We start from the raw sequence: 22,476 nt of genomic DNA on the forward strand, positions 1-22,476 counted from the left end.
GGATGCGCATGGAACCCGTCTGCACCATCGGCCATTCGAACCGTACGATAGCCGACTTCATCGGGCTGCTGCGCCAGAACGGGATCGCCTGCCTGCTCGACATCCGCACGGTGCCGAAATCGCGCCACAATCCGCAGTTCGGCCAGGACCAGCTCGCGGCCTCGCTGGCCGCCGCCGGCATCGAATACCGGTACATGAAAGGCCTCGGCGGCCTGCGCCGGCCGCACAAGGATTCGCCCAACGCCGGCTGGCGCAACGAATCGTTCCGCGGCTACGCCGACTACATGCAGACGGAGGAATTCGCGGCCAACGTCGATGCCGTCATCGAACTGGGGCGCGCCACGTCGTGCGTGCTGATGTGCGCGGAAGCGGTGCCGTGGCGCTGCCACCGCTCGCTCGTGGCCGACGCGCTGCTGGTGCGCGGTGTGCCGGTCGACGACATCATCGATGCGCGCCAGCGCCGTCCGCACAAGCTGACGCCGTTCGCCCACGTCGAGGGCTTGCGCATCACGTATCCGCCGGAGCCGGACCCGCAGGGACAGCTCAGCCTGGATTGACCACGCGGGCGACGGCCGCGCTCAAGTCCGCGAGCTGGAACGGTTTGCGCAGCACGGCATGGGTGCCGATCGCGTTTTCGATGGCGCCCATGTCGGCATAGCCCGTCGCCACCAGCACGGGCAAACGCGGGAACAGCTGACGCGCGCGCACGGCGAGTTCGACACCCGTCATGTCGGGCATCAGGTAATCCGTCAACAGCAGTCCCGGCTCGCCGGACGCGAGCACGGCGAGGCCTTGCGTGCCGCCGCCCGCCTGCGACACGTCGCACCCGAGGGCCAGCAGCGCATCGACGATGCCCGCGCGCACGTCGCCGTCGTCCTCGACCACGAGCACCTTCAGGCCGGCCAGCCCCTGGCGGTCGATGGCGGCAGCACCGTCGCCGGCGGCGTCGCCCTGGGCGGCCTGCAGCCAGATCGCCACGGTCGCGCCATTGCCGGGCGCGCTGTGGATGAAGGCCCCGCCGCCCGATTGCTGGGCCATGCCGTAGACCTGGCTCAGGCCCAGCCCGGTGCCTTTGCCGACGCCCTTGGTCGTGAAGAAGGGTTCGAAGACCTTGGCGGCGATTTCCGGCGACATGCCGGGGCCGTTGTCGGACACCGTCACGCACACGTAGCTGCCCGCGGGCAGCGTGCCGGCGGGCGGCTGCGCGCGCGTGGCGCGCACGTCGATGCGCCCGTGGCCGGCCATCGCGTCGCGCGCATTGATGACCAGGTTCAGCAACGCCATCTCCAGCTGGCTCGTATCCGCGAGCACGGCGTCGACGTCGTCGCCGGCCGCGACCGTGAGTTCGATGCCCGCGCCCAGGATCGGTTTCGCGAGTTCCTCGACGTTCTCGAACAGCGTCTTGACGGCCAGCGGGCGCAGGTCGAGCAACTGGTTGCGCGCAAACGACAGGAGCTGGCTGGTGAGCTTGGCGCCGCGCCGGCACGCGGCTTGTGCCGTCTTCGCACGTGCCCGCGTCGAGTCTTCGCGCGAAAACATATTGATGAGTTCCATATTGCCCTGGACGACGTTCAACAAATTATTGAAGTCATGCGCGATGCCGCCCGTGAAGCGGCCGAGAAACTCGAGCTTTTGCGCCTGCGCCATGGCCTGCTGCGCGCGCTCGCGCTCCATGATCTCCGCCGTGAGCCGGTCGTTGGCGCGCGCCAGCGCCCAGGTGCGCTCGTCGACGCGCGCTTCCAGGTTCGCGTTCAGCGACGCCAGCTCGTCGGCGACGGCTTCGCGCTGCGCCAGCACCTCGCGCGCCTGGTACTGGCGCCGGCGCGCCCGCAGGGCCGAGCCCGCCGCCGTGGCCAGGGTGTCCGCGCTGAGCGGGCGTTCGAGCAGGATCACGTTGCCGAGCGCGGCCAGCGTCGTCTTCAGCTGCGCGGGCGCGGCGCCGAAGCGCTTGGCCAGCAGGACGACGAACGGGAAATCCGACCAGGCGGCCTGTTTGCCCAGCCATTGTGCGATGCGCGTCAACGCCTGCGGCGACAGCGCCTCTTCAGAGACGATGGCCGCCGCCGCGCCCTGGTCGACCGCATCGACGAGGTCGTCGGCATTGGCGACGACCTCGCAATCGACGCCGTCGCGCGCGACGACGCCCGCGATGACGTCGGCGTCGCGTCCGTGCGGCGCGACAATGAGGACACGCTGTTCGCGGCGGTCAGCCGTTGGCATCGGTGGCGACCAACATTGGGGTTGCCCCGCGATAGGTCGGCAGGCCCGTCAGCACGCCCTCGAAGCCTTCCAGCGCGGCGCCGACTTCGATGCCGGCGGGGCCGAGCAACAGTTCGTGGATGGTCAGCGCGTGGCTCGTCGTCCTGCTCTTGGCCACGGTAATCGCGCGGCGCAGCTGGCCGCCCGCTTCGAAGTAGCGCAGCAGGATCGTCGCATCGCTCAGGTAGCTGAGATCGACGTCGCGGGCTCCCTCGCCGATGATCCCGTGCTCGCCCAGGATCAGCGCGGTGGTGACGCCTTTCTGGTTGAGGTAGGCGAGCAATTCATGCATCTGGAGGGTCAGGAACTGTTCGCCGGGCATGGCTTGAAGATAGGCATTCAGGCTGTCGATGGCGATGAAGGTCGCGCCGTCGATCTCCACGGAATCGCGCAGCATCTGGGCGAACTGGCCCGGCGCCAGCTCGGCCGGATCGATGTGGCGCACGGTCAGCAGGCCCGTGTGCAGGTGCGGCCGCAGGTCGAGCCCGAGCGCCGCGGCGCGGGCGAAGAACGTGCCCAAGCCCTCGTCGAACAGGTAATAGGACGCCCGCTCGCCCCGGTTCAAGGCCGACAGCATGCAGCGCACGACCACCGTCGTCTTGCCGACGCCGGATGGCCCGACGAACAGCGTATTGGTGCCGGACACGAGGCCGCCGCCGAGCAGGGTGTCGAGGCCGCGCGAGCCGGTCGAGCGCGTGATCGGCCTGAACTCCGCGCTGTGCTCGGCCGCGACCAGCCTGGGAAAGATCCGGATGCCGCCGGTGTCCAGGATGTAGTCGTGGTAGCCGCCGCGGAACGCGATGCCGCGCATTTTCATCACGTTCACGCGGCGCCGCTCCTTGCCGAATTCCTTGGCCAGTTGTTCCAGGCAGACGACGCCGTGGGCGATGCTGTGCAAGTGCTGGTCGGACTGGCTCGTCTTGTCGTCGAGCATGAGCACGGTACAGGCGCGCGACGCAAAAAATTGCTTGAGCGCCAAAATCTGGCGGCGATAACGCAAGGGGTTCTGGGCCAGCAGGCGCATTTCGGACAGGCTGTCGAAGACGACGCGCGCCGGTTTGATCTTGTCGACCTGCTCCATGACGCCACGCGCCGTTTCGCCGAGTTCGATCTCGGCGGGATGCAGGATCGACTGCTGCGTGTCCGGGTCCAGCGCCTCGTCGCTGGCGAGCTCGAAGATCGCGAGCTTGTCGAGCGACCAGCCGTGGCTGTCGGCCACCGCCATCAACTCGTCCGCCGTTTCCGACAACGTGATGTAGAGCCCGGCTTCGCCCTTGGCGGCGCCGTCGAGCAGAAACTGCATGCCGAGCGTCGTCTTGCCGGTGCCCGGCGTGCCTTCGATCAGGTACACCCGCTCGGCCGTCAGGCCGCCGCCCAGGATGTCGTCCAGGCCGGGAACGCCGGTCGATATGCGGCGGGTAAGCTTGCGTGGTGCTGCAGGAAAGGGCGACGGTTCAAACATACGGGCACATCCGAAAAAGGCGGTGGAGCGCACCCGGGCGGGCGCGATGACGGTCGCGATGGACACGACAGTTCGATTATAAGACCAACCCGCCGACCCTCGGCGCGAACAAGGACCGCCCCCCAGTTCCGCCCGACTTTTGCGCCCGGCTTTGCTTTCCCAGCGGCAACAATGTTAAAGTTGCGATCTGGGAAAAAGTTATCGGAGCGGTATCATGCTGATTGTCGTGGGTTTCGTGATCGTGCTGCTGGCCGTGTTCGGCGGCTTCGTGCTGCAGGACGGGCACCTGGCCGCGTTGTTCCAGCCTTACGAACTGCTGATGATCTTCGGCGGCGCGCTGGGCGCGTTCGTCATCGCCAACGACCGCAAGGCCATCGGTCTCACGTGGCGGAGCATGCCGATGCTGTTCCATGGCTCGCGTTACACGCGCGAGTTGTACATGTCGTTGATGGCGCTCATGTTCGACCTGTTGACAAAGGTCCGCCGCGAAGGGTTGATGGCGCTCGAGAACGAGATCGACGCGCCCTACGAAAGCGCCATCTTCACGAAATACCGCGTCATCCTGCTGGACGACCATCTGCTGGAATTCATGACGGACTATCTGCGCCTGCTGGTGTCGGGCACGATGAACAGCTACCAGCTGGAAAACCTGATGGACAACGAGATCGAGACCTACCAGGAAGACGCCGACATTCCCGTGCAGGCCATCCACAAGCTGGCGGACGGCATGCCCGCGTTCGGCATCGTGGCGGCCGTGATGGGCGTCGTGCACACGATGGGCGCCATCGGCCGCCCGCCGGCGGAGCTGGGGGCCCTGATCGCGGCCGCGCTCGTCGGCACCTTCCTCGGCATCCTGTTGTCGTACGGCCTCGTCGCGCCGCTCGCGAGCCTGCTGCACAGGCGCCACCAGGAAGCCGCCAAGGCGCTGCAATGCGTGAAAGTAACATTGCTGGCGTCGATGAACGGCTACGCGCCGACGATCGCCGTGGAATTCGGCCGCAAGGTCATCTCGGCCACCGAGCGCCCGACCTTCGCCGAACTGGAAGGCCATGTGCGGCAGCTGAAGTCGCGCTGACCGGCGTCAGCGCCGCGGCGCCATCTCGATGCCGGCCAGTTTCCAGCTCCACGGGCCGGCGCGCCGGAAGACGAAGCTGCCGCCGTCCTGCGCCGTCACGGCAAAGCGATTCAAGCCGCGGTAGGCCAGCCGATAGCGCGGCGTCTCGCGCACCGGTTCAGGGGCGGCGGCTTCCGGTGCCCGCTCCGGCTTCGCGATCTCGATCCGGCCATGTTCGACCATGGCGCTGACGCCGGCCGGCGACACGACCGCGTCGACGAGGGGATTGACGAGGGCCAGCGCGAACGCCGAGCCGATCGCGGCAAACGGATTGTCGCCCTTGGTCTCCCCGCCATCCCGGCCCATCGCGGCGAGCAACTGGCCTTTCACGCTGGCGCGCAGGGCGGGAAAGTCGACTTGCGCGGACACGGCCCCGGCATCGCGGCGGGCGACGGCGGATTGCAGGCGGTGCAGCGTCCACCACGGGCTGGCGGCGCTGGTGCCGAGGGCGACGAGGAGGGCGCCGGCGGCGAGGGCTCGGGTGCGGTTCATCATGAAATCTTTGCTTTTGGAAAAGCGCCATGATAGCGGATACAAACGACGAGGCCGGAACGGTCGCCCGTCCCGGCCTCGCGTGATCGGCCTGCCGCTCGCTCAGTGATGGCGGCGATGCCGCGTCACCGTCACGTGCTTGCGGCCGTGGCGGGTGCTGCCGCCGACCGACGCGCGGATGCGCGGGCCGCCGGCGGAAGCGCGCACGCGCGGGGATTCGGCGCGCGTCGAGACGGGACCGGCGTCGCCCAGCACGTGGCGGCGGATGTTCAGGGCGTCCAGGAAGCGCACGGACGACGCGCCCGCGTTCAGCAGCACCATGGTCGCGTTCTTGCCGGCAGCCTTGATGCGCATGATCAGGCAGCGGCCCGCTTCCTGGGTGTAGCCGGTCTTCGACAGGCCGATGTCCCAGCCCTTCGCGCCGACGAGGCGGTTCGTGTTGTGGTACTCGACTTCACGGCCCTTGATGTTGATCAAGTCCTTGGGCGACGTCGTGATGCGGGTGATTTCCGGATAGTTCGAGGCGGCGGTGGCCATCTTGACGAGGTCGGCGGCCGTCGAACGGTTGTGCGGGCTCAGGCCGGTCGGCTCCTCGAGGACCGTCTGGGTCATGCCCAGTGCCGCGATCTTGCGGTTGACCGCGCCGTGGAAGGCCTCGATGCCGCCCGGGTAGGTGCGCGCCAGCGCGGCGGCCGCGCGGTTGTCCGAGGACATCAGCGCCAGCTGCAGCACGTCGCGGCGCGGAATGGTCGCGCCGACGGGGACGCGCGACGAGCTGTGCTTCAGCATGTCGACGTCTTCCTTCTCGATCTCGATCGGCTCGTTCATGTCCTGGTGGGCATCGAGCACGACCATGGCGGTCATGAGCTTGGTCAGCGAAGCGATCGGCGCGACGGTACCGGCGTTCTTTTCGAACAGCACTTTGCCGGTGTCGTCTTCGACGACGAGCACGGATTGCGATCCGAACGGCACGGCGAGGGCCGCTGCGCTGGAGATCGTCATCACTACGGCAGCGAGAAATTTTTTGATCATGGATGGTGTCTTGTACGGTTAATGGTCGGGCGCCGGACGGCGGCGGAACATCAGCGTCGGGTTGGCAGATAGCGTCTAGCTATACAGCAACAAATAAAGTTGAAAGATAGCACTAAAGATTGACATATGTCCATGTCCCTTAGTGAAATATCGAGTCCACCGGAAAGATTCTACAAGAAAAAAAAGCCCCGCGTTGCCGCAGGGCCTTCTTTTTGAACGGAATTTTCTAATGTGTCTTATTTTGACTGGTAGATTTTGTCGAATTCACCACCATCGTCGAAATGTCGTTTCTGCGCGGCACGCCATCCGCCGAACACCTCATCCACGGTGAACAACTTGATCGGCTTGTAGTTCGCTGCGAACTGCTTCATGACTTTTTCGTTGCGCACGCGCAGATAATGCTTCGCGCCGATGGCCTGTCCCGTTTCCGAATACAGGAAGTTGAGGTAGGCGGTGGCTTCCTTGCGGATGCCCTTGCGGTCGACGACCTTGTCGACGACGGCCACGGGCGACTCGGCCAGCACGGAGATCGACGGGTACACGACTTCGAAGTCGTTGCCGAACTCGGCGCGGACCAGGTTCACCTCGTTCTCGAACGTGACGAGCGCGTCGCCGATCTGGCGCTGCGTGAACGTGGTGGTGGCGGCGCGGCCGCCGGCGTCCAGCACGGGCACGTTCTTGAAGATCTTGCCGACGAGTTCGCGCGCCTGCGCTTCGTTGCCGCCCTTCTTGATCACGGAGCCCCATGCCGCCAGGTAGGTATAGCGGCCGTTGCCGGCCGTCTTCGGGTTCGGAATGACGACTTTCACGCCCGGCTTGGCGAGGTCGGCCCAGTCGTGGATGCCCTTGGGATTGCCCTTGCGGACCAGGAACACCATGGTCGAGTAGTAGGGCGCGGCATTGTCCGGGAATTTCTTCGCCCAGTCCTTCGCGACGAGGCCGCGGTCGGCCAGCATGTCGATGTCGTTGGCCTGGTTCATCGTGACGACGGACGCTTCCAGGCCGTCGGCGACGGCGCGCGCCTGCTTGCTGGAGCCGCCGTGCGATTGCTTGATCGTGATGGTTGCGCCGGTCGTCTTTTTCCACTCGGCGACGAAGGCCGGATTGATGTCCTTGTACAACTCGCGTGCCACGTCGTACGACACGTTCAGCAGTTCGACGCCGGCGGCCTGGGCAGTGAACGGCAGCACGGCACTGCCGAGTGTCAGCGCGAGCAATGCGCGACGCAGCGAGGAAACGGATGGGATCGCCATGTTGTTTTTCCTTGTAAAGACTCTCTTGGGGTGATGGATGATCAGTTAAAAAATAGCAAAACAAAAGTACATTTTTATCATATGCTTAGACGCCATATGACGCATGCATACGTTTGGAGCCCGCGCAAAGCAGGTAAATCGCGTTTGGGTTATAGTCCGGCCTTTGCTGTTCGGGCCGGCTACCGGTCCGTTGAATCATCGTTCGTTCCAGGTTGATGCTGAAAAACAATGGGTATCGAAATTCGCCACGCAACACCGAATGACGCGCCGGCGGTGTGCGAGCTGCTGCGCCGTTCGATCGAGGAGGGCTGCGTGCTTGACCACGGCGGGCGTCCCGAGATATTGCAGGCATGGTTAGGCAACAAGACGACCCAGAACGTGCTCGGCTGGCTGTCGTCGTCCAGCAATTTCGCCGTCGTGGCGGAGGGCGGCGCGGCCGGTGCGGGGGACGTGGTCGGTTTCGCATTGCTGAACCAGGCCGGCAAGGTGCCCTTGTGCTATGTCCGGCCGGACCTGTTGCGCAACGGCGTCGGGCGGGCGCTGCTGGACGCGTTGGAAGCGCAGGCGCGCGCCTGGAACATCAGCAAGGTGTACATGCAGAGCCCCGGCTCCGCCAGCGGCTTCTTCGAGCGCCTCGGCTATGTCAACGCGGGCAAGGACAAGGCCTGCTATGGCCTCGAATGTGACTTCCTGTGGAAGCATCTCGACGCCGAAACGGTGCCGGCGCGCAAGCGTTTTTGCAATTGCAGCCAATGAGCTGCGTCATGCTCTGATTGTTGTTTAACATTACATAACGTGAACTCATCTTTTTTCCGGCGTGCGCTTGCGCTATAGTAGTCGGGTTGCAATGATGAGTTCGTTATGGCTTCCCGCAGAGATTTTCTTCACCAAGGCTTGCGCCTGACCGCACTGGGACTCGTCGCCGTCCCGGCCATCGACGCCCACGCGGCCCGCGCCGCGTCGGGCCGCGACCAGCTTGACGCCCCCGGCACGGACCTGGAACCGCCCCCGGACCTGTTCGATGCCCAGCTCCTCGACATCGACTTCTGGGTCAAGCCGCGCACGCTGTCCGTGGTCCGTCCGGCCAGCGGCGAACGCGCCAGCGTCATGTACTGGAAGGATGGCGAGGTGATCGACTCGGCCTACCAGGAACTGTGCCATCTGTTGCGCGACGTCAACGGCAAGGCGTCGATTCCCATCGATCCCAAGCTGATCGAGACGCTGTGGGCGTCGCAGGCCTTCGTCGCGCGTTACGGCCTCGACCGGCCGCTGGAGATCCTGTCCGGCTACCGCACACCGGCGTCCAACAACCGGTTGATCGAGCAGGGCGTGCCGGCCGCGCGCCAGTCGCTGCACATGTCCGGCAAGGCGGCCGACGTCCGCATCGCCGGCCTCACCGAGGAAGTGCTGGGCGGGCTCGTGAAGAGCTTCCGCAAGGGCGGTGTCGGTTTCTATTACCGCGGCGGCCCGAAAGGCGGCTGGATCCATACGGACACGGGCCTCAACCGTACCTGGAAGGGCTGAGCACCCTTCGGCGCCGCCGGATTCCCGGGCGGATAGGCGGCGCGCGCATTCCCGCGTTTTTGCTATCGTGAGCACACCAACCTTTTCACGAAGGAGGACATGATGGCAACCATGAACGCACCCACGATGGAACGCCGGCACCTGCCCGAACGGCGTGCCGCCTTGCGCGAAGGCACGACGGCGCTGTCCGGGCTCGATTACACCGCGATGGTGCTCCTGATTATCGGCGGCCTGAACTGGGCCATGGTGGGCCTGCTCGACGTCGACGTCGTCGCCACGCTGTTCGGTCCGGGCAGCCCGGCCAGCCGCGTCGTGTACGTCGTCGTCGGCCTCGCGGCCCTGTATTCGATCTATACCGCGATCAAGATGAGTCGCCACGGGCATTGAGCCCATGCGCGTCGGCCTGATTTCCGACACGCACGGCCTGCTGCGCCCCGAGGCGCTCGATTTCATCGACGGGTCCGACCACATCGTCCATGGCGGCGACATCGGCAGCCCCGAGATCCTCGAGCGCCTGGCGGCCATCGCGCCGCTGACGGTGGTGCGCGGCAACAACGACACGGCGCCGTGGGCGCAGGCGATCCCGGAGACGGCCCGCGTCGACTTCGGGCAGGTGACGCTGTTTGCGATCCACGACCTCAAGCTGCTCGCCATCGACCCGCGTGCGGCCGGCGTGCGGATCGTCGTGTCCGGCCATTCGCACCGGCCGGCGTGCGTCGAGCGGGACGGCGTGCTGTACGTGAATCCGGGCAGCGCCGGACGGCGCCGCTTCACGCTGCCGATCGCGGCCGCCGAGCTCTTCATCGAAGGCGACGCCGTCCGTGCGCGGCTCGTGACGCTCATCCCGTAAGCGTGTTCTGGCCGCGGCGCCGGAAATGCCGTAGCATACGCGCCGTCCTCAAGCTTGATCGATCCCATCCATGACGTCTGACCAGAACACCAACGACCGCGCGGCCGACAGCGCCGAACGTCCCCGTTTCCGCCCCGTCCCGTGGACGCCGCTGGAGACGCCGCAAGACGTCGAACTGTGGATCGACGAGCACAACCGCAGCATGCAGGAGCTCGTCAGACCGCAGGAGACGGGCGTCGGCGTGCGCTTCCGCCTCGCGCCCGGCGGTGACGTCTACATGCAGACGACGGCGGATGCCGTGATCCTCGACGTCGAGCCGGACGCCGGCTGGATCGCGCCCCTCATCATGGCGGCGACGGGCGCCGAACAGCCGTCCGGCACCATCTGGGTGCTGCCGGACGACAAGCTCGTGCAACTGCTGCTGGGCCTGTCCACGCTCGTCGAGCATTCGCTGATCGTCACGGGCCACAACTTCGGCAAGCACGCTCGTCGACACTTTTAACATATATTTACGACACTATTTCCTTTGCGCATAGTCGGGATTCGGTGTTAAATCAGCGCTGTCCCGAACGAAGAGCTGAGCCGATGCACACTGGATTCCCGAATACCACGCGGCGCGCGCTGCTGTCCGCCGCGGCGCTGACCCTGGGCCTTGCGGCCTTGTCCGCATCAGCCCGCGCGGCCGACCTGCTCGACAGCGTCAAGGCGCGCGGCCAACTCCGCATCGCACTGGAGGGCACGTATCCGCCATTCAATTTCAAGGATGGGAAGACGGGGCAGTTGGCCGGCTACGACGTCGACGTCGCCAAACTCGTCTGCGCCCGGCTGGGCGTGAAGCCGGAATTCGTCACGACGGAATGGGCGGCGATCCTCGCGGGTCTCGGCGCCGGCAAGTACGACGTCATCGTCAGCCAGGTCGGCATCACGCCGCGGCGCCTGCAGGCGTTCGATTTCTCCCAGCCCTATACCTATTCCACGCCCCAGCTGATCGTGCGCCGCAATGAAGAGACGGCGTACAAGAGCCTGGCGGACCTCAAGGGGCGGGCCGTCGGCGTGGGGCAGGGCAGCGTGTTCGAGCAGCAGGTCCGCGCCGTGCCCGGCATCGTGGTCAAGAGTTATCCGGCCGCGCCGGAAAACCTGCAGGACCTCGCGTTCGGCCGCATCGACGCCGCCCTCAACGACAGCTTGATGGTGGCATACCTGCTGAAGAATTCGCAGCTGCCGATCCGCGCCGGCGCGCGCGTGGGGCAGGTCGAGCGCATGGGCATCGCCTTCCGCAAGGGCAATCCGAAATTCCACGCGGCCATCGACAAGGCCCTGGACGACGCACGTGCCGACGGCAGCCTGAAGCAAGTGTCGCTCAAGTGGTTCGGCACCGACGCCACCCGCGCGCCGTGACGGCGTCATGGCCGCGCTGACCGAACTCGTCGAGCTGCTGCGCGACGCGGCGCCCGTGATGGCGAAGGGCGCCGGCACCACGGTCGCATTCGCGCTGGCGTCGATGGTGGGCGGACTCGTGCTGGGTTTTCCCACGGCCGTGCTGCGCGTCGCGCCCTGGGCGCCGCTGCGCTGGCCGGCCGCGCTGTACGTGAGCGCGTTCCGCGGCACCCCGCTGCTGGTGCAATTGTTCGTCATCTATTACGGCCTGCCCGGCATCGGCATCGAATTCACGCCCGTCACGGCCGGCATCCTGGCGCTGTCGCTGAATGCGGGCGCGTACCTGTCCGAGAGCCTGCGCGGGGCCATACTCGGCGTCGGGCGGGGGCAGTGGAATGCCGGCTTCAGCCTCGGGCTGACCTACCCGCAGACGCTCGGCCTCGTGATCCTGCCGCAGGCGCTGCGCATGGCCGTGCCCGCGATGAGCAACACCCTGATCAGCCTGATCAAGGACACGGCCCTCGTGTCCGTCATTACCGTCAGCGAGCTGATGCTGGCGACCAAGGAGGTGATCTCCGTGACGTTCAGGCCGTTGCCGCTGTACGTGGCGGCGGCCGTCGTGTACTGGCTGCTGAGCCTGGTCTTCGAGGCCCTGCAGCGCCGCGCGGAGCGCCATTTCAACCGCGCGCATCACTGAAAACGCTGTGTTGGCGTTGGTGATGGGGCGGTACCCGCGCGCAGGGCGGGACGCGCGGGTGCCAGGCTTATGCGTTCAAACGGACAAGCCTTTTTGCAGCAGCTCCGCCACCAGCTCGCTCAAGTCGACGCCGCGTTCCTTGCTCAGCGCCTGCAGTTGCTTCGCCAGGTCGCCGTTGAGCTTCACGGCAAACGGCACCAGTCCCAGCGCGCGGTCACGCTCGCGCTGCTGGCGCCGGTCAGGCGCGGGTGCGCCGGCCGTTGCACCGAAGGCGGCGCCCTTCGCGCCCATCTGGTTCATCAATTTCTTGGCATCGCTCTTGGCCAGGTCGGTTTTTTTCATCGTCTGCTCTTGTGTTATTTAACTGGACTAAAAAGGAAGATCGGGACCCCATCGCGAATGACCGGCCGGCGCCATTCAGCTTTCGGGGTCGTAATGGAACTCGCGGAGCTCCTGCGCACAGCGGCAGGCCGCAGCGATCCTGGCCGCCCAGTGCACGGCAACCGCCCTGGTCGGCAGTTCGAGCACACAAAAGCCCCCATCGAATTCCCTCGTCTGGCGGTACGTCTCGCTCGTGCAGCGCCCATCCGCCGCAACCATGACCGGTTCGACCTCGGCGTTGATGCCGCCGCCAAACACATAGACCCCGGCGGCCTTCGCCTCGCGAATCACGGCATGCGCCGCATCGCTGACAGCCGGCATGTCCTCGGCGGGAACATCCATCGCACTCGCAGGGAAGGAGACAAGGAATTTCGTCATGATTCGATCCTCGATGGTGACGTTTCGCGTACGAAAGGTGGGACTGGCGACGATCCAGTGAAAACGGCGGACTGCTCCGCCGTTTCGATCATCACATGTTCGGGTAGTTCGGCCCGCCGCCGCCTTCCGGCGTGACCCAGACGATGTTCTGCGTCGGGTCCTTGATGTCGCACGTCTTGCAGTGTACGCAGTTCTGGGCGTTGATCTGCAGGCGGTCACGGCCCTCGTCCGTCTTCACGAATTCGTACACGCCGGCCGGGCAGTAGCGCTGTTCCGGACCCGCGAACTTGGCCAGGTTGACCTCGACGGGGATATCCGGATTCTTCAGCGTCAGGTGCACGGGCTGGTCTTCCGCGTGGTTCGTGTTCGAGATGAACACGGACGACAGCCGGTCGAACGTCAGCTTGCCGTCCGGCTTCGGATAGGCGATGGGCTTGAAGTCGGCCGCCGGACGCAGGCATTCGTGGTCGGCATGCTTGTGGTGCAGGGTCCACGGGGCCTTGCCCTTGAACACGATCTGGTCGATGCCGACCATGATCGTGCCGGTGATCAGCCCCTTGCTCATCCACGGCTTGAAATTGCGCGCGACGTGCAGTTCTTCGTGCAGCCACGACTGCTCGAACGCGGCCGGATAGCTCGCCAGCTCGTCATGCTGGCGGCCGGCAGTCAACGCGGCATAGGCGGCGTCGGCGGCCAGCATGCCTGTCTTGATGGCGGCGTGGCTGCCTTTGATGCGGCTCGTGTTGAGGAAGCCCGCGTCGCAGCCGATCAGCGCGCCGCCGGGGAACACCGTCTTCGGCAGCGACTGCAGGCCGCCGGCCGTGATCGCGCGCGCGCCGTACGAGATGCGCTTGCCGCCTTCGAAGAAGTGGCGGATGGCCGGGTGCGTTTTATAGCTCTGGAATTCCTCGTATGGCGACAGATACGGGTTCTGGTAGGACAGGCCGACGACGAAGCCGACCGCGACCTGGTTGTTTTCCAGGTGATACAGGAACGAACCGCCGTAGGTGTCGTTGTCCAGCGGCCAGCCGGCCGTGTGGATCACGAGGCCGGGCTGGTGCTTGGCCGGATCGATTTCCCACAGTTCCTTGATGCCGATGCCGTAGGTCTGCGGGTCCTTGCCCTTGTTCAGGTCATACTTTGCCATCAGCTGCTTGCCGAGGTGGCCGCGCGAGCCCTCGGCGAACAGCGTGTATTTCGCATGCAGTTCCATGCCCAGCTGGAATGCGTCGGTCGGCTGGCCGTGGCGGTTGACGCCCATGTTGCCGGTGGCGACGCCCTTCACGGCGCCGTCGTCGTCGTACAGGATCTCGGCGGCTGGGAAGCCCGGGAAGATCTCGACGCCCAGTGCCTCCGCCTGCTGGCCCAGCCAGCGCACGACGTTGGCCAGCGAGATCACGTAGTTGCCGTGGTTCGTCAGCGCTTTCGGCACCATGAACGACGGCGTCGCGTACGACTTGGTCTCGGTGAGGAACAGCACGCGGTCCTCGGTGACGGCCGTGTTGAGCGGCGCGCCCAGCTCCTTCCAGTTCGGGAACAGCTCGTCCAGCGCGCGCGGATCCATCACGGCGCCCGACAGGATGTGCGCGCCCAGTTCGCCGCCTTTTTCCAGCACGCAGACCGACACGTCCTGGCCCTTGTCGGCAGCCAGCTGCTTCAGGCGGATCGCCGCGGACAACCCGGCCGGGCCGCCGCCGACGATGACCACGTCGTATTCCATTGCTTCGCGGGGGCCGTATTCTTCGAGGAGGGAGTTGGGCTGAGTCATGTCTTATAGTCGTTAAAAAAATTTAAGCACGAGTGTGCACTTTTTTGCACTCGTTGGCAACGTCGAGCGCCATTGTAGGGCAACTATTAGACGCGGCAATCTAATCGGCGTGAAATAGGTGAAGTGTGCAATCATTATGACTTCGCAACAGAATTTAGTTCGGGGATAGGGGGCGTAACGTGGGGATTGAAGTCAATTTCGAAGGAAAAATTGCGATGGTCACGGGCGCATCCAGCGGACTGGGCGCGCGTTTTGCCAAGGCCCTGGCCGGCGCCGGCGCCCAGGTCGTGCTGGCGTCGCGCCGCATCGAACGCCTGAAGGAGTTGCGCGCCGAGATCGAGGCCGACGGCGGCGCGGCCCACGTCGTGGCGCTGGACGTGACGGACCTGGCCAGCATCAAGGCCGCGATCGCCCACGCCGAGACGGAAGCGGGGCCGATCGATATCCTCGTCAACAATTCTGGCGTCTCGACGACGCAGCGCCTGCTCGACGTCAGCGAGGAAGACTACGGCTACGTGATGGACACGAACCTGCGCGGCGCCTTCTTCATGGCCCAGCAGACGGCCAAGCGCATGATCCAGCGCGCCAAGGGCGATCCGAAGAAGCAGCACCGCATCGTCAACATCGCGTCCGTCGCGGGGCTGCGCGTGCTGCCGCAGATCGGCGTGTACTGCATGAGCAAGGCCGGCGTCGTGCAGATGACGAAGGCGATGGCCGTCGAATGGGGCCGCTACGGCATCAACGTGAACGCCATCTGCCCAGGCTATATCGCCACCGAGATGAACGAGGATTATTTCGACACGGAGCAGGGAAAAAAGCTGATCGAGATGCTGCCGCGCCGCCGCACCGGCAAGCCGGAAGACCTCGACGGCCTGCTGTTGCTGCTCGCGGCCGAGGAAGCCCATTTCATCAACGGCGCCATCATCACGGCCGACGACGGCATGACGGCGCAATGACGGTGCAATGACGTCGCATGCGCGGCCGCGGCTGCTGCTGGTCCATGGCTTGCTGGGCTCGCTGAGCTATTTCGAGCCGCGGCGCTACCTGCCCGGCGTCGACGTGTTGACGCCCGACCTGGCCGGCTACGGCCGCCGTCGCGGCGAAGACGCCGGCCTGACTCTGCCCGACCAGGCGGCAATGCTCGCGCGCCTGCTGCGCGAGGCCGCCGGCGGCCCCGCCTGGGTGCTGGGCCACAGCGTGGGCGGCGCCGTCGCGATGCTGCTGGCGGACATGGTGCCCGATCTCGTGCGCGGCCTGATCAGCGTGGAGGGCAACTTCACGTTGAAGGATGCGTTCTGGACGGGCCGCATCGCCGCGCTGACGGACGCCGATTGGGCCGCGGAATATGGCGCGATGGAAGCGGCGCCGGCCGCCTGGCTGGAAAAAAGCGGCATCGAGGCGAGCGACGAGCGCGTCGCGTGGGCGCGCGCGATCCTCGCCAATCAACCGTACACGACGGTGCAGAAGATGGCGCAGTCCGTGCTCGACACGACGGCCGCGCCGGACTACCTGGGCTGCGTCGGCCGTGTGCTGGCGCGCGCCGCACCTTTGTACCTGGTCGGCGGCGAACAGTCGGCCGCCGGCTGGGACGTGCCGGACTGGGTGCTGTCCCAGGCGCGCCGCGTGTGCGTCCAGCCCAGGGCCGGGCATATGATGATGCTGGAAGATCCGGCGGCATTCTGCCGCATCGTCGAGGCCATCCTCTACGACGGGAACTGCCGTTCCGGCGCCTGACACCGTATCATTGCGCCTTTTGGCAACGACACAGACGCAATAATGAGCGACAAGAAGCAGGTTCACGCCATGCGCCAGGCCATCCGCTGGGGCGACATGGATGCATTCGGACACGTGAACAACACGGTGTATTTCCGGTACATGGAGAGCGGGCGCATCGCCTTCCTCGAACAGGTGGCGGGCGGCCTCGACGTCCAGGGCGAAGGCCCGGTGATCGTCACCGCCTACTGCACCTTCATCAAGCAGCTGAAGTACCCGGGCGAGATCGAAGTCCGGACGTTCGCCGGTCCGGCGGGCCGGTCCAGCTTCGAGGTCACGCACGAGATCCGCATGGTCGACGAGCACGGCAATGCCGATGTGGTGGCCGCGGAAGGCGGCGGCAAGGTCGTGTGGATCGATTTCGCGGCCGAGAAATCGGTGCCGTTGCCGGGGCGGGTGCGGGAGATGCTGCCTACCGGCTGAGCCGGTCGTCCCTCGTTGTGCGAATGTTTTATCGGGGCACCGGTAGCCCGGTGTGACATTTCGTGAGTCTTTCCCCCGTCTTTACGTGGCAATATTGCCGTTTCGCCCGCGACTGCGGGCGTCGCTCCCTTCGAATCCATTCCATCCCGGATCAGTTCCGGACGATCACCGCATGTTGCGAAACGGTGTATCCGCGGCATTAAATTATTCCGGTGGGCAAATCTTGGGATTATAATAATTACCGTTTGTCCATGTCGCACGATTGCGGCGTTTCCCCTGGCTTGTGATTTATGTCTGAAAACGAGGTCGTCTTTTCCATTGCCCGCCATGCGGCATGGGCGCCTGGCGTCGCCTCGCCCGAGCGGTGGGAGGCGTGGGCGCGCGCGCCATGGCGATTCGCCGCCAGCGACGAGCCGAAGGTGACCGCCATGCCGGCCATGCTGCGTCGGCGCGCCGGCCTGTTGGGACGCATGGCCCTTGAAGTCGCCTACGAATGCCTGGGGCAGCGCACCGATGTGCCGACCGTATTCTGTTCGCGCCACGGCGAAGTGGGGCGCGCGGTCGGCCTGCTGGACGATCTGGCGCGCGGCGAGCCGCTGTCGCCGACGGCGTTCGGCCTGGCCGTCCACAATGCCAGCGCCGGGCTGTTCTCGATCGCGCGCGCCGACCGCGCCAACCACGTGGCGCTCGCGGCCGGCCCCGCCACGCTCGAACATGCCGTGATCGAAGCCTGCGGCCTGCTGGCCGACGGTGCCGACATGGTCCTGCTGGTTGCCTGCGATGCACCGCTGCCGGACGTGCTGGCCGGCTTCGAGGATTGCGACGAGCAGCCGTATGCGTTCGCATGGGCGATGGTGCCTGCCGGTGTGCAACCCGTGCGGCTGTCATGGCGCATCGAGCCGGAGCCCGGGCCCGCGGCGTCGCCGCGCCAGCCCGGCGCGCTGGACGTATTGCGCTTCCAGCTCGCGCACGCCCCATCGCTCGTGCGCCATGCCGCCGAGCGCCGCTGGACCTGGTGCCGCGATGCTTGACACGATCAGCCTCGGTTGGCGTGTGTTCGCGACCGGCCTGAGTTTTTCCCTGTTCGGGCTGGGTGGCCTGTTGCTGCGGGTGCTCGTCTTTCCGCTGCTGGCGTTGTGCGTGACGGATACCGCCGCGCGGGTGCGCGCGGCGCGGGCCACGGTGCGCCTGAGCTTTCGTGCATTCGTCGGCATCATGCGCGGACTCGGCGTGCTGCGCTACGAAGTGCGCGGGCTCGATAAGCTGGACCGTCCCGGGCAGCTGATCCTGGCCAACCACCCGACGCTGATCGATACCGTCTTCCTGATGGCCTTCGTACGCAACGCCGACTGCATCGTCAAGGGCGGCTTGTGGAGCAATCCGTTCACGCGCGGGCCGGTGCGCGCGGCCGGCTACATCTGCAACGACCGCGGTCCGGAGCTGATCGAGGACTGCATCGCCTCGCTGCGCGCGGGCGGCAACCTGATCATCTTCCCCGAGGGGACGCGCACGCCGCGCGGCGGCGCACCGGAACTCAAGCGCGGCGCCGCCAACGTCGCCGTGCGCGGGGCGCGACCGGTGACGCCGGTGCGCATCTCGTGCGAGCCGCCCACGCTGGGCAAGGGCGACAAGTGGTGGCACGTGCCGCCGCGCCGGGTCAGCTTTCGCATCGACGTCATGGACGACATCGGCACCGAGCGCTTCCTCGCGCATGGCGTGTCCGATGTCGTGGCCGCGCGGCGCCTGACGGAATACCTGCAACACTATTTTATGGAAAAAGGCCAGCAACATGCTTGAACAGGAAGTGAAGGAATTGATCGTCGACGTCCTCCAGCTCGAGGACATCGAACCCGCCGGCATCGACAGCGATGCACCGCTGTTCGTGGAGGGACTGGGGCTGGATTCGATCGATGCCCTGGAAATCGGCGTGGCGCTGCAGAAGCGCTACGGCATCACGCTGTCGCCGGAAGCGCAGGAAACCCGGCGGCATTTTGCGTCGGTGCGCGCGCTCGCATCGATGATCGAAACCCACCGCAAGAAGTAGGAGAAGGCCATGGTAGCCCTGAACGAAATGAATCGCGATGAACTGTTCACGTGGGTCGCGGACCTGTTGGCCGAGATGTTCGAACTCGATCGCGCGGCACTGACACCGGCATCGAACCTGTACGCCGACCTCGATATCGACAGCATCGATGCCGTCGACCTGGCCGTGAAGCTCAAGCAGATGACAGGCAAGCGCCTGCAGCCGGAAGTGTTCAAGACCATCCGTACGATCGGCGACGTCGTCGACGCGCTCGTCGGGCTGGCGCAGGCGCAGCCGGAAGCGCGGGCCGAAGCGCAAGTGGCCTGATCCGATGGCGTGGAACGTCCTGGCGTGTGCGCTGACGCTCGTCTATCCGCTGGCGATCTGGTTCTGCCACGGCACGATAGCGCCGCGCTGGCTCGCCGGCCTGTTGTTGCTGGCGGTGGCCACGCGCCTGCCGGCGCTCAGGTTGAGCGCGGCGGCGCGCTGGTCGGCCGTGGCCGCGCTGGCGCTGGCCGCGTTCGCGATCGGAGCCAATGCCGTGCTGCCCCTCAAACTGTATCCGGTGCTCGTCAACGGCGCGTTCCTGGCCGCCTTCGGCTGGAGCCTCGTGCACGGTCCGTCGATGGTCGAACGCTTTGCGCGCCTGCGCGAGCCCGACCTGCCGCCGGCGGCGGTGGGCTACACGCGCCGAGTGACGCAGGCCTGGTGCGTGTTCTTCGTCGCGAACGGCGCCATCGCCCTGCTCACGGCGCTGTACGCGCCGGAAGCCGTGTGGTCGCTGTACACCGGCGTCGTTTCCTACGTGCTGATGGGCGCCATGTTCGGCGGCGAATACCTGGTGCGGATGCGTTTCCGGCGGCTGCACCATGCCTGACCTGTTCTCCCGTCTCGCCGCGCGTTCCCCGGACGCGCTGGCCGGCCGGCGCGCCGGTGAGCCGGTGCGCCATGCCGCACTGCTGGCCCGCATCCGTTCCTGGGCTGCGCTTGGCCGCCGCGCCGGCACCGGGCCGGTCGCGCTGCACCACGAGGACAGCCTCGAGTTCGCGGCCGCCCTCGTCGGCGCATGGCTCGCCGGGAAGACGGTCTGGCTCGCCGCCGACGTTCTGCCTGCCACCTGTGCCGCGCTGGCCGGCCGCGTCGACGCGTTCTGGGGCGACTTCCCCGCGGCCTGCGCGCCGCGGGTGCCGGCGGACGCTGACGGCGCCGGTGCGGATGCGGCCTGGCGCGCGCCGGTGCCGGACTTCCCGGCGCTCGTCGTGTTCACGTCGGGCACCACCGGCGCGCCGGTGCCGATTCCCAAGCGGTTCGCCCAGCTGACCAGCGAACTGGATGCGCTGGAAGCGCAGTTCGGCGCCGCGTTGGGCGATGCCGACGTCGTCGCCACCGTGTCGCACCAGCACATCTACGGCCTGCTGTTCCGCATACTGTGGCCGCTCGCCGCCGGTCGCCCGCTGCATGCGGCGCGCCACGAATTTCCCGAGACGCTGGCGCCGGCGCTGGCCGTCCGTCCCGCGGTCCTGCTGGCCAGCCCGGCCCACCTGAAGCGGCTGCCCGCTCACCTCGACTGGGACGGCGCGGCCGCGCACCTGCGCGCCGTGTTTTCGTCCGGCGGAATGCTGGAAACGGAAGCGGCGCGGCACGCCGCCGCGCTGCTCGGGAGGGCCCCGATCGAAGTCTACGGCAGTTCCGAGACCGGCGGCATCGCCTGGCGCCAGCGCACCGCGGGCGCCGACGAGGGCTGGACGCCGCTGCCGGGCGTCGCCTGGCGCGCCGGCGCGGACGGCCTGCTCGCCGTGCGCTCGGCGCAGGCCGGCACCGGCGACTGGCAGACCCTCGCCGACCGCGTCGAGGAAGCCGATGGCGGCCGCTTCGTGCTGCGCGGACGGGCCGACCGTATCGTCAAGATCGAGGAAAAGCGGATTTCGCTCGACGCTATCGAGGCGGCCCTGCTGGCCGGCGGCCTCGTGCGCGAGGCGCGCGTGCTCGCCGGTCCGGACGCCGGCCGGGGCCGCCAGGTGCTGGCTGCCTTCGTGGTGCCGTCGGATGCCGGCCGCGCGGCGCTGGCCGAAGGCGGCAAGAGCGCGCTCAATGCCCGCCTGCGCGCCCAGTTGGCGTCCGGTCTGGAGGCCGTGGCGCTGCCGCGCCGCTGGCGTTACCTGGACGCGCTGCCTGTCGACGCGCGCGGCAAGACGACCGCGGCGCAGCTGCTCGCGCTGCTCGATCCGGCGCCCGCGCGCCCGCGCGACCCGGCCGTGCGTGTGCTGGAGCGCGATGCCGCGCGCGTGCTGCTGGAGCTGACGGTGCCGGCCGACCTGCTGTACTTCGACGGTCATTTCGCCGTGGCGCCCGTCCTGCCGGGCGTCGTGCAGGTCGACTGGGCGATCCGCTACGGCGCGCAATACCTCGGTTGCGCGGGAGCCTTCGCCGGCATCCAGGCCCTGAAATTCCAGCAGATGATCCGACCGGAGCAGCCGGTGCGGCTCGAACTGTCGCGCGATGCCGCCAAGGGCAGCCTCGCATTCCGTTATTTTTCCGCCGCCGGCGCCCACGCCAGCGGTCGCATCCTGTCCGGGCCCGACCAAGCATGTTGAACAAAAAATTTTCGCCCGCGCGCCAGAGCGCATTCGATGCCCGTTTCGACGCCCAGAAGATCGCCTTCGGCCCGGTCGTGTTCCAGTGCGTGCGCTACGCGTGGAAGCGCGGCATCCTGCAGGCGGTGGCCGACGCCGGCGATACCGGCCGTTCGATCGCCGACCTGACGGCGCACGGCGGCTGGAGCGCCTATGTGCTGAAGGTCGTGCTGGAGACCTGCCTGTCCGCCGGCGTCGTCTACCTGGAGGACGGCCGCTACGCGCTCGACAAGGCCGGCTTCTGCATCCTCACCGACCCGATCACCCAGGTCAACATCGACTTCAACCACGACGTCTGCTACCAGGCGCTGTTCGATCTCGAACGCACGCTCGACGCCGAGCGGCCGCTCGGGCTGAAAGTATTCGGCGACTGGCCCACGCTGTACGAGGGCCTGGCGCAGTTGCCCGAGCCGGCGCGCACCAGTTGGCTCGCGTTCGATCATTATTATTCCGACGTGTCGTTCCCGGCCGTCCTGCCCGACGTGTTCGCGACAGCGCCGCGCAAGCTGATGGACATCGGCGCCAATACGGGCAAGTTCGCGCTGGCCGCGCTGGAATTCGACGCGGCCGTCGAGCTGCACGCCGTCGACCTGCCGGGCCAACTGGCGGTTCTCGACGGGAACCTCGCCGCGGCCGGCTTGCGCGAACGCGCCGTGCTGCATCCGACCGACATGCTGGACGATGCGGCTGCGCTGCCGGCCGGGATGGATCTCGTCTGGATGAGCCAGTTCCTCAGCTGCTTTTCCGAAGACGCGATCGCCAGCATCTTCCGCCGCGTCGCCGCCGCGCTGGCCCCACGCGGCCAGGTGCTCGTGATGGACACGTTCTGGGACCGCCAGCGCTACGACATCGCATCGTACTGCCTGATCAACACGTCGCCGTACTTCAACAATCTCGCGAGCGGCAACAGCAAGGTCTACGAGAGCGGCGACTACATCCGCCTCGCGCGCGGGGCGGGCCTCGAACTGCAGACGGCGCGCGACGGCATCGGCTACTGCCACTCGCTGCTGCGCTTCGTGCGGGCGGAGAACGGCTGA

The 22,476-nt window shown here is 66.7% G+C and carries 27 protein-coding genes; 19 read left to right on the forward strand and 8 right to left on the reverse strand.

Going from position 1 to position 22,476, the window contains the following annotated elements; all coding sequences use genetic code 11:
• Window positions 1–8: 8 nt before the first annotated feature.
• Window positions 9–557, forward strand: coding sequence for a DUF488 domain-containing protein (locus U9J41_RS02320; RefSeq protein ID WP_322399971.1), 549 nt, complete (start codon window positions 9–11; stop codon window positions 555–557).
• On the opposite strand, the gene U9J41_RS02325 is transcribed toward U9J41_RS02320, so the two are convergent.
• Together U9J41_RS02325 and U9J41_RS02330 are read right to left on the reverse strand one after the other, a co-directional pair.
• On the reverse strand, window positions 544–2,220 hold the full coding sequence (locus tag U9J41_RS02325) for an ATP-binding protein (RefSeq protein WP_322399972.1): 1,677 nt from the start codon (window positions 2,218–2,220) through the stop codon (window positions 544–546). The two genes, U9J41_RS02320 and U9J41_RS02325, sit on opposite strands and share 14 nt — an antisense overlap.
• Complete coding sequence (locus U9J41_RS02330; RefSeq protein WP_322399973.1) at window positions 2,207–3,721, reverse strand: ATPase domain-containing protein; 1,515 nt, start codon at window positions 3,719–3,721, stop codon at window positions 2,207–2,209. Before U9J41_RS02330 ends, U9J41_RS02325 begins: the two co-directional genes overlap by 14 nt.
• A 214-nt stretch (window positions 3,722–3,935) precedes the next feature.
• Here U9J41_RS02330 and motA point away from each other — a divergent pair, with 214 nt between their 5' ends.
• Window positions 3,936–4,796, forward strand: coding sequence for a flagellar motor stator protein MotA (gene motA / locus U9J41_RS02335; protein ID WP_322399974.1), 861 nt, complete (start codon window positions 3,936–3,938; stop codon window positions 4,794–4,796).
• 6 nt (window positions 4,797–4,802) lie between these two features.
• Here motA and U9J41_RS02340 read toward each other — a convergent pair whose 3' ends face one another.
• The 3 genes from U9J41_RS02340 to U9J41_RS02350 form a co-directional block, all read right to left on the reverse strand.
• Window positions 4,803–5,327 (reverse strand): DUF2939 domain-containing protein, encoded by a 525-nt coding sequence (locus U9J41_RS02340; RefSeq protein ID WP_322399975.1) that lies wholly within the window; start codon window positions 5,325–5,327, stop codon window positions 4,803–4,805.
• A 102-nt stretch (window positions 5,328–5,429) separates the two neighbouring features.
• Entirely contained in the window at window positions 5,430–6,359 is a 930-nt protein-coding gene (locus tag U9J41_RS02345; protein ID WP_322399976.1) for a serine hydrolase, read from the reverse strand.
• A gap of 236 nt (window positions 6,360–6,595) precedes the next feature.
• A complete protein-coding gene (locus U9J41_RS02350) occupies window positions 6,596–7,612 on the reverse strand; it encodes a sulfate ABC transporter substrate-binding protein (RefSeq protein ID WP_322399977.1) in 1,017 nt (338 codons plus the stop codon).
• Between the two features lie 228 nt (window positions 7,613–7,840).
• Here U9J41_RS02350 and U9J41_RS02355 point away from each other — a divergent pair, with 228 nt between their 5' ends.
• The 7 genes from U9J41_RS02355 (at window position 7,841) to U9J41_RS02385 (ending at window position 12,060) form a co-directional block, all read left to right on the forward strand.
• The gene (locus U9J41_RS02355; protein ID WP_322399978.1) at window positions 7,841–8,368 is read left to right on the forward strand and encodes a GNAT family N-acetyltransferase; all 528 of its coding nucleotides are present in this window, start codon (window positions 7,841–7,843) and stop codon (window positions 8,366–8,368) included.
• Between the two features lie 105 nt (window positions 8,369–8,473).
• Entirely contained in the window at window positions 8,474–9,136 is a 663-nt protein-coding gene (locus tag U9J41_RS02360) for a YcbK family protein (protein ID WP_056435769.1), read from the forward strand.
• A 111-nt stretch (window positions 9,137–9,247) separates the two neighbouring features.
• Entirely contained in the window at window positions 9,248–9,523 is a 276-nt protein-coding gene (locus tag U9J41_RS02365) for a DUF378 domain-containing protein (protein WP_322399979.1), read from the forward strand.
• Between the two features lie 4 nt (window positions 9,524–9,527).
• Window positions 9,528–9,986, forward strand: coding sequence for a metallophosphoesterase family protein (locus tag U9J41_RS02370; protein ID WP_322399980.1), 459 nt, complete (start codon window positions 9,528–9,530; stop codon window positions 9,984–9,986).
• A gap of 70 nt (window positions 9,987–10,056) precedes the next feature.
• Window positions 10,057–10,488, forward strand: coding sequence for a hypothetical protein (locus U9J41_RS02375; protein ID WP_322399981.1), 432 nt, complete (start codon window positions 10,057–10,059; stop codon window positions 10,486–10,488).
• Window positions 10,489–10,571: 83 nt separating this feature from the next.
• Window positions 10,572–11,384 carry a transporter substrate-binding domain-containing protein gene (locus tag U9J41_RS02380; RefSeq protein WP_322399982.1) on the forward strand — a complete coding sequence of 271 codons (813 nt, stop codon included), beginning with the start codon at window positions 10,572–10,574 and terminating at the stop codon, window positions 11,382–11,384.
• A 7-nt stretch (window positions 11,385–11,391) separates the two neighbouring features.
• Entirely contained in the window at window positions 11,392–12,060 is a 669-nt protein-coding gene (locus U9J41_RS02385; RefSeq protein ID WP_322399983.1) for an amino acid ABC transporter permease, read from the forward strand.
• A 75-nt stretch (window positions 12,061–12,135) separates the two neighbouring features.
• Here the strand turns inward: U9J41_RS02385 and U9J41_RS02390 are convergent, their stop codons facing one another.
• The 3 genes from U9J41_RS02390 to U9J41_RS02400 all read right to left on the reverse strand — a co-directional run bounded on the left by U9J41_RS02390 (window position 12,136) and on the right by U9J41_RS02400 (window position 14,587).
• The gene (locus U9J41_RS02390; protein ID WP_322399984.1) at window positions 12,136–12,402 is read right to left on the reverse strand and encodes a hypothetical protein; all 267 of its coding nucleotides are present in this window, start codon (window positions 12,400–12,402) and stop codon (window positions 12,136–12,138) included.
• Between the two features lie 75 nt (window positions 12,403–12,477).
• Window positions 12,478–12,819 carry a YciI family protein gene (locus tag U9J41_RS02395; RefSeq protein ID WP_322399985.1) on the reverse strand — a complete coding sequence of 114 codons (342 nt, stop codon included), beginning with the start codon at window positions 12,817–12,819 and terminating at the stop codon, window positions 12,478–12,480.
• Between the two features lie 91 nt (window positions 12,820–12,910).
• Window positions 12,911–14,587: an electron transfer flavoprotein-ubiquinone oxidoreductase gene (locus U9J41_RS02400; protein ID WP_322399986.1), complete on the reverse strand. Its 1,677-nt coding sequence runs from the start codon at window positions 14,585–14,587 to the stop codon at window positions 12,911–12,913.
• Between the two features lie 179 nt (window positions 14,588–14,766).
• Here U9J41_RS02400 and U9J41_RS02405 point away from each other — a divergent pair, with 179 nt between their 5' ends.
• The 10 genes from U9J41_RS02405 (at window position 14,767) to U9J41_RS02450 (ending at window position 22,476) form a co-directional block, all read left to right on the forward strand.
• Window positions 14,767–15,543: an SDR family oxidoreductase gene (locus tag U9J41_RS02405; RefSeq protein WP_056135408.1), complete on the forward strand. Its 777-nt coding sequence runs from the start codon at window positions 14,767–14,769 to the stop codon at window positions 15,541–15,543.
• A 7-nt stretch (window positions 15,544–15,550) separates the two neighbouring features.
• A complete protein-coding gene (locus tag U9J41_RS02410; protein WP_322399987.1) occupies window positions 15,551–16,321 on the forward strand; it encodes an alpha/beta fold hydrolase in 771 nt (256 codons plus the stop codon).
• A gap of 42 nt (window positions 16,322–16,363) precedes the next feature.
• Complete coding sequence (locus U9J41_RS02415) at window positions 16,364–16,783, forward strand: acyl-CoA thioesterase (protein WP_322399988.1); 420 nt, start codon at window positions 16,364–16,366, stop codon at window positions 16,781–16,783.
• 290 nt (window positions 16,784–17,073) lie between these two features.
• Window positions 17,074–17,814, forward strand: a complete 741-nt coding sequence (locus tag U9J41_RS02420; protein WP_322399989.1) for a beta-ketoacyl synthase chain length factor — start codon at window positions 17,074–17,076, stop codon at window positions 17,812–17,814.
• Entirely contained in the window at window positions 17,807–18,580 is a 774-nt protein-coding gene (locus tag U9J41_RS02425; RefSeq protein ID WP_322399990.1) for a lysophospholipid acyltransferase family protein, read from the forward strand. Before U9J41_RS02420 ends, U9J41_RS02425 begins: the two co-directional genes overlap by 8 nt.
• Window positions 18,573–18,827, forward strand: a complete 255-nt coding sequence (locus tag U9J41_RS02430) for a phosphopantetheine-binding protein (RefSeq protein ID WP_322399991.1) — start codon at window positions 18,573–18,575, stop codon at window positions 18,825–18,827. Before U9J41_RS02425 ends, U9J41_RS02430 begins: the two co-directional genes overlap by 8 nt.
• A 9-nt stretch (window positions 18,828–18,836) precedes the next feature.
• Window positions 18,837–19,133, forward strand: coding sequence for an acyl carrier protein (locus U9J41_RS02435; protein WP_322399992.1), 297 nt, complete (start codon window positions 18,837–18,839; stop codon window positions 19,131–19,133).
• A gap of 4 nt (window positions 19,134–19,137) precedes the next feature.
• On the forward strand, window positions 19,138–19,683 hold the full coding sequence (locus U9J41_RS02440; protein WP_322399993.1) for a COG4648 family protein: 546 nt from the start codon (window positions 19,138–19,140) through the stop codon (window positions 19,681–19,683).
• A complete protein-coding gene (locus U9J41_RS02445) occupies window positions 19,676–21,400 on the forward strand; it encodes an ApeI family dehydratase (protein WP_322399994.1) in 1,725 nt (574 codons plus the stop codon). Before U9J41_RS02440 ends, U9J41_RS02445 begins: the two co-directional genes overlap by 8 nt.
• Window positions 21,394–22,476: an SAM-dependent methyltransferase gene (locus tag U9J41_RS02450; RefSeq protein WP_322399995.1), complete on the forward strand. Its 1,083-nt coding sequence runs from the start codon at window positions 21,394–21,396 to the stop codon at window positions 22,474–22,476. Before U9J41_RS02445 ends, U9J41_RS02450 begins: the two co-directional genes overlap by 7 nt.

The organism is Massilia luteola (assembly GCF_034420155.1).
Classification (GTDB): domain Bacteria; phylum Pseudomonadota; class Gammaproteobacteria; order Burkholderiales; family Burkholderiaceae_D; genus Telluria; species Telluria luteola.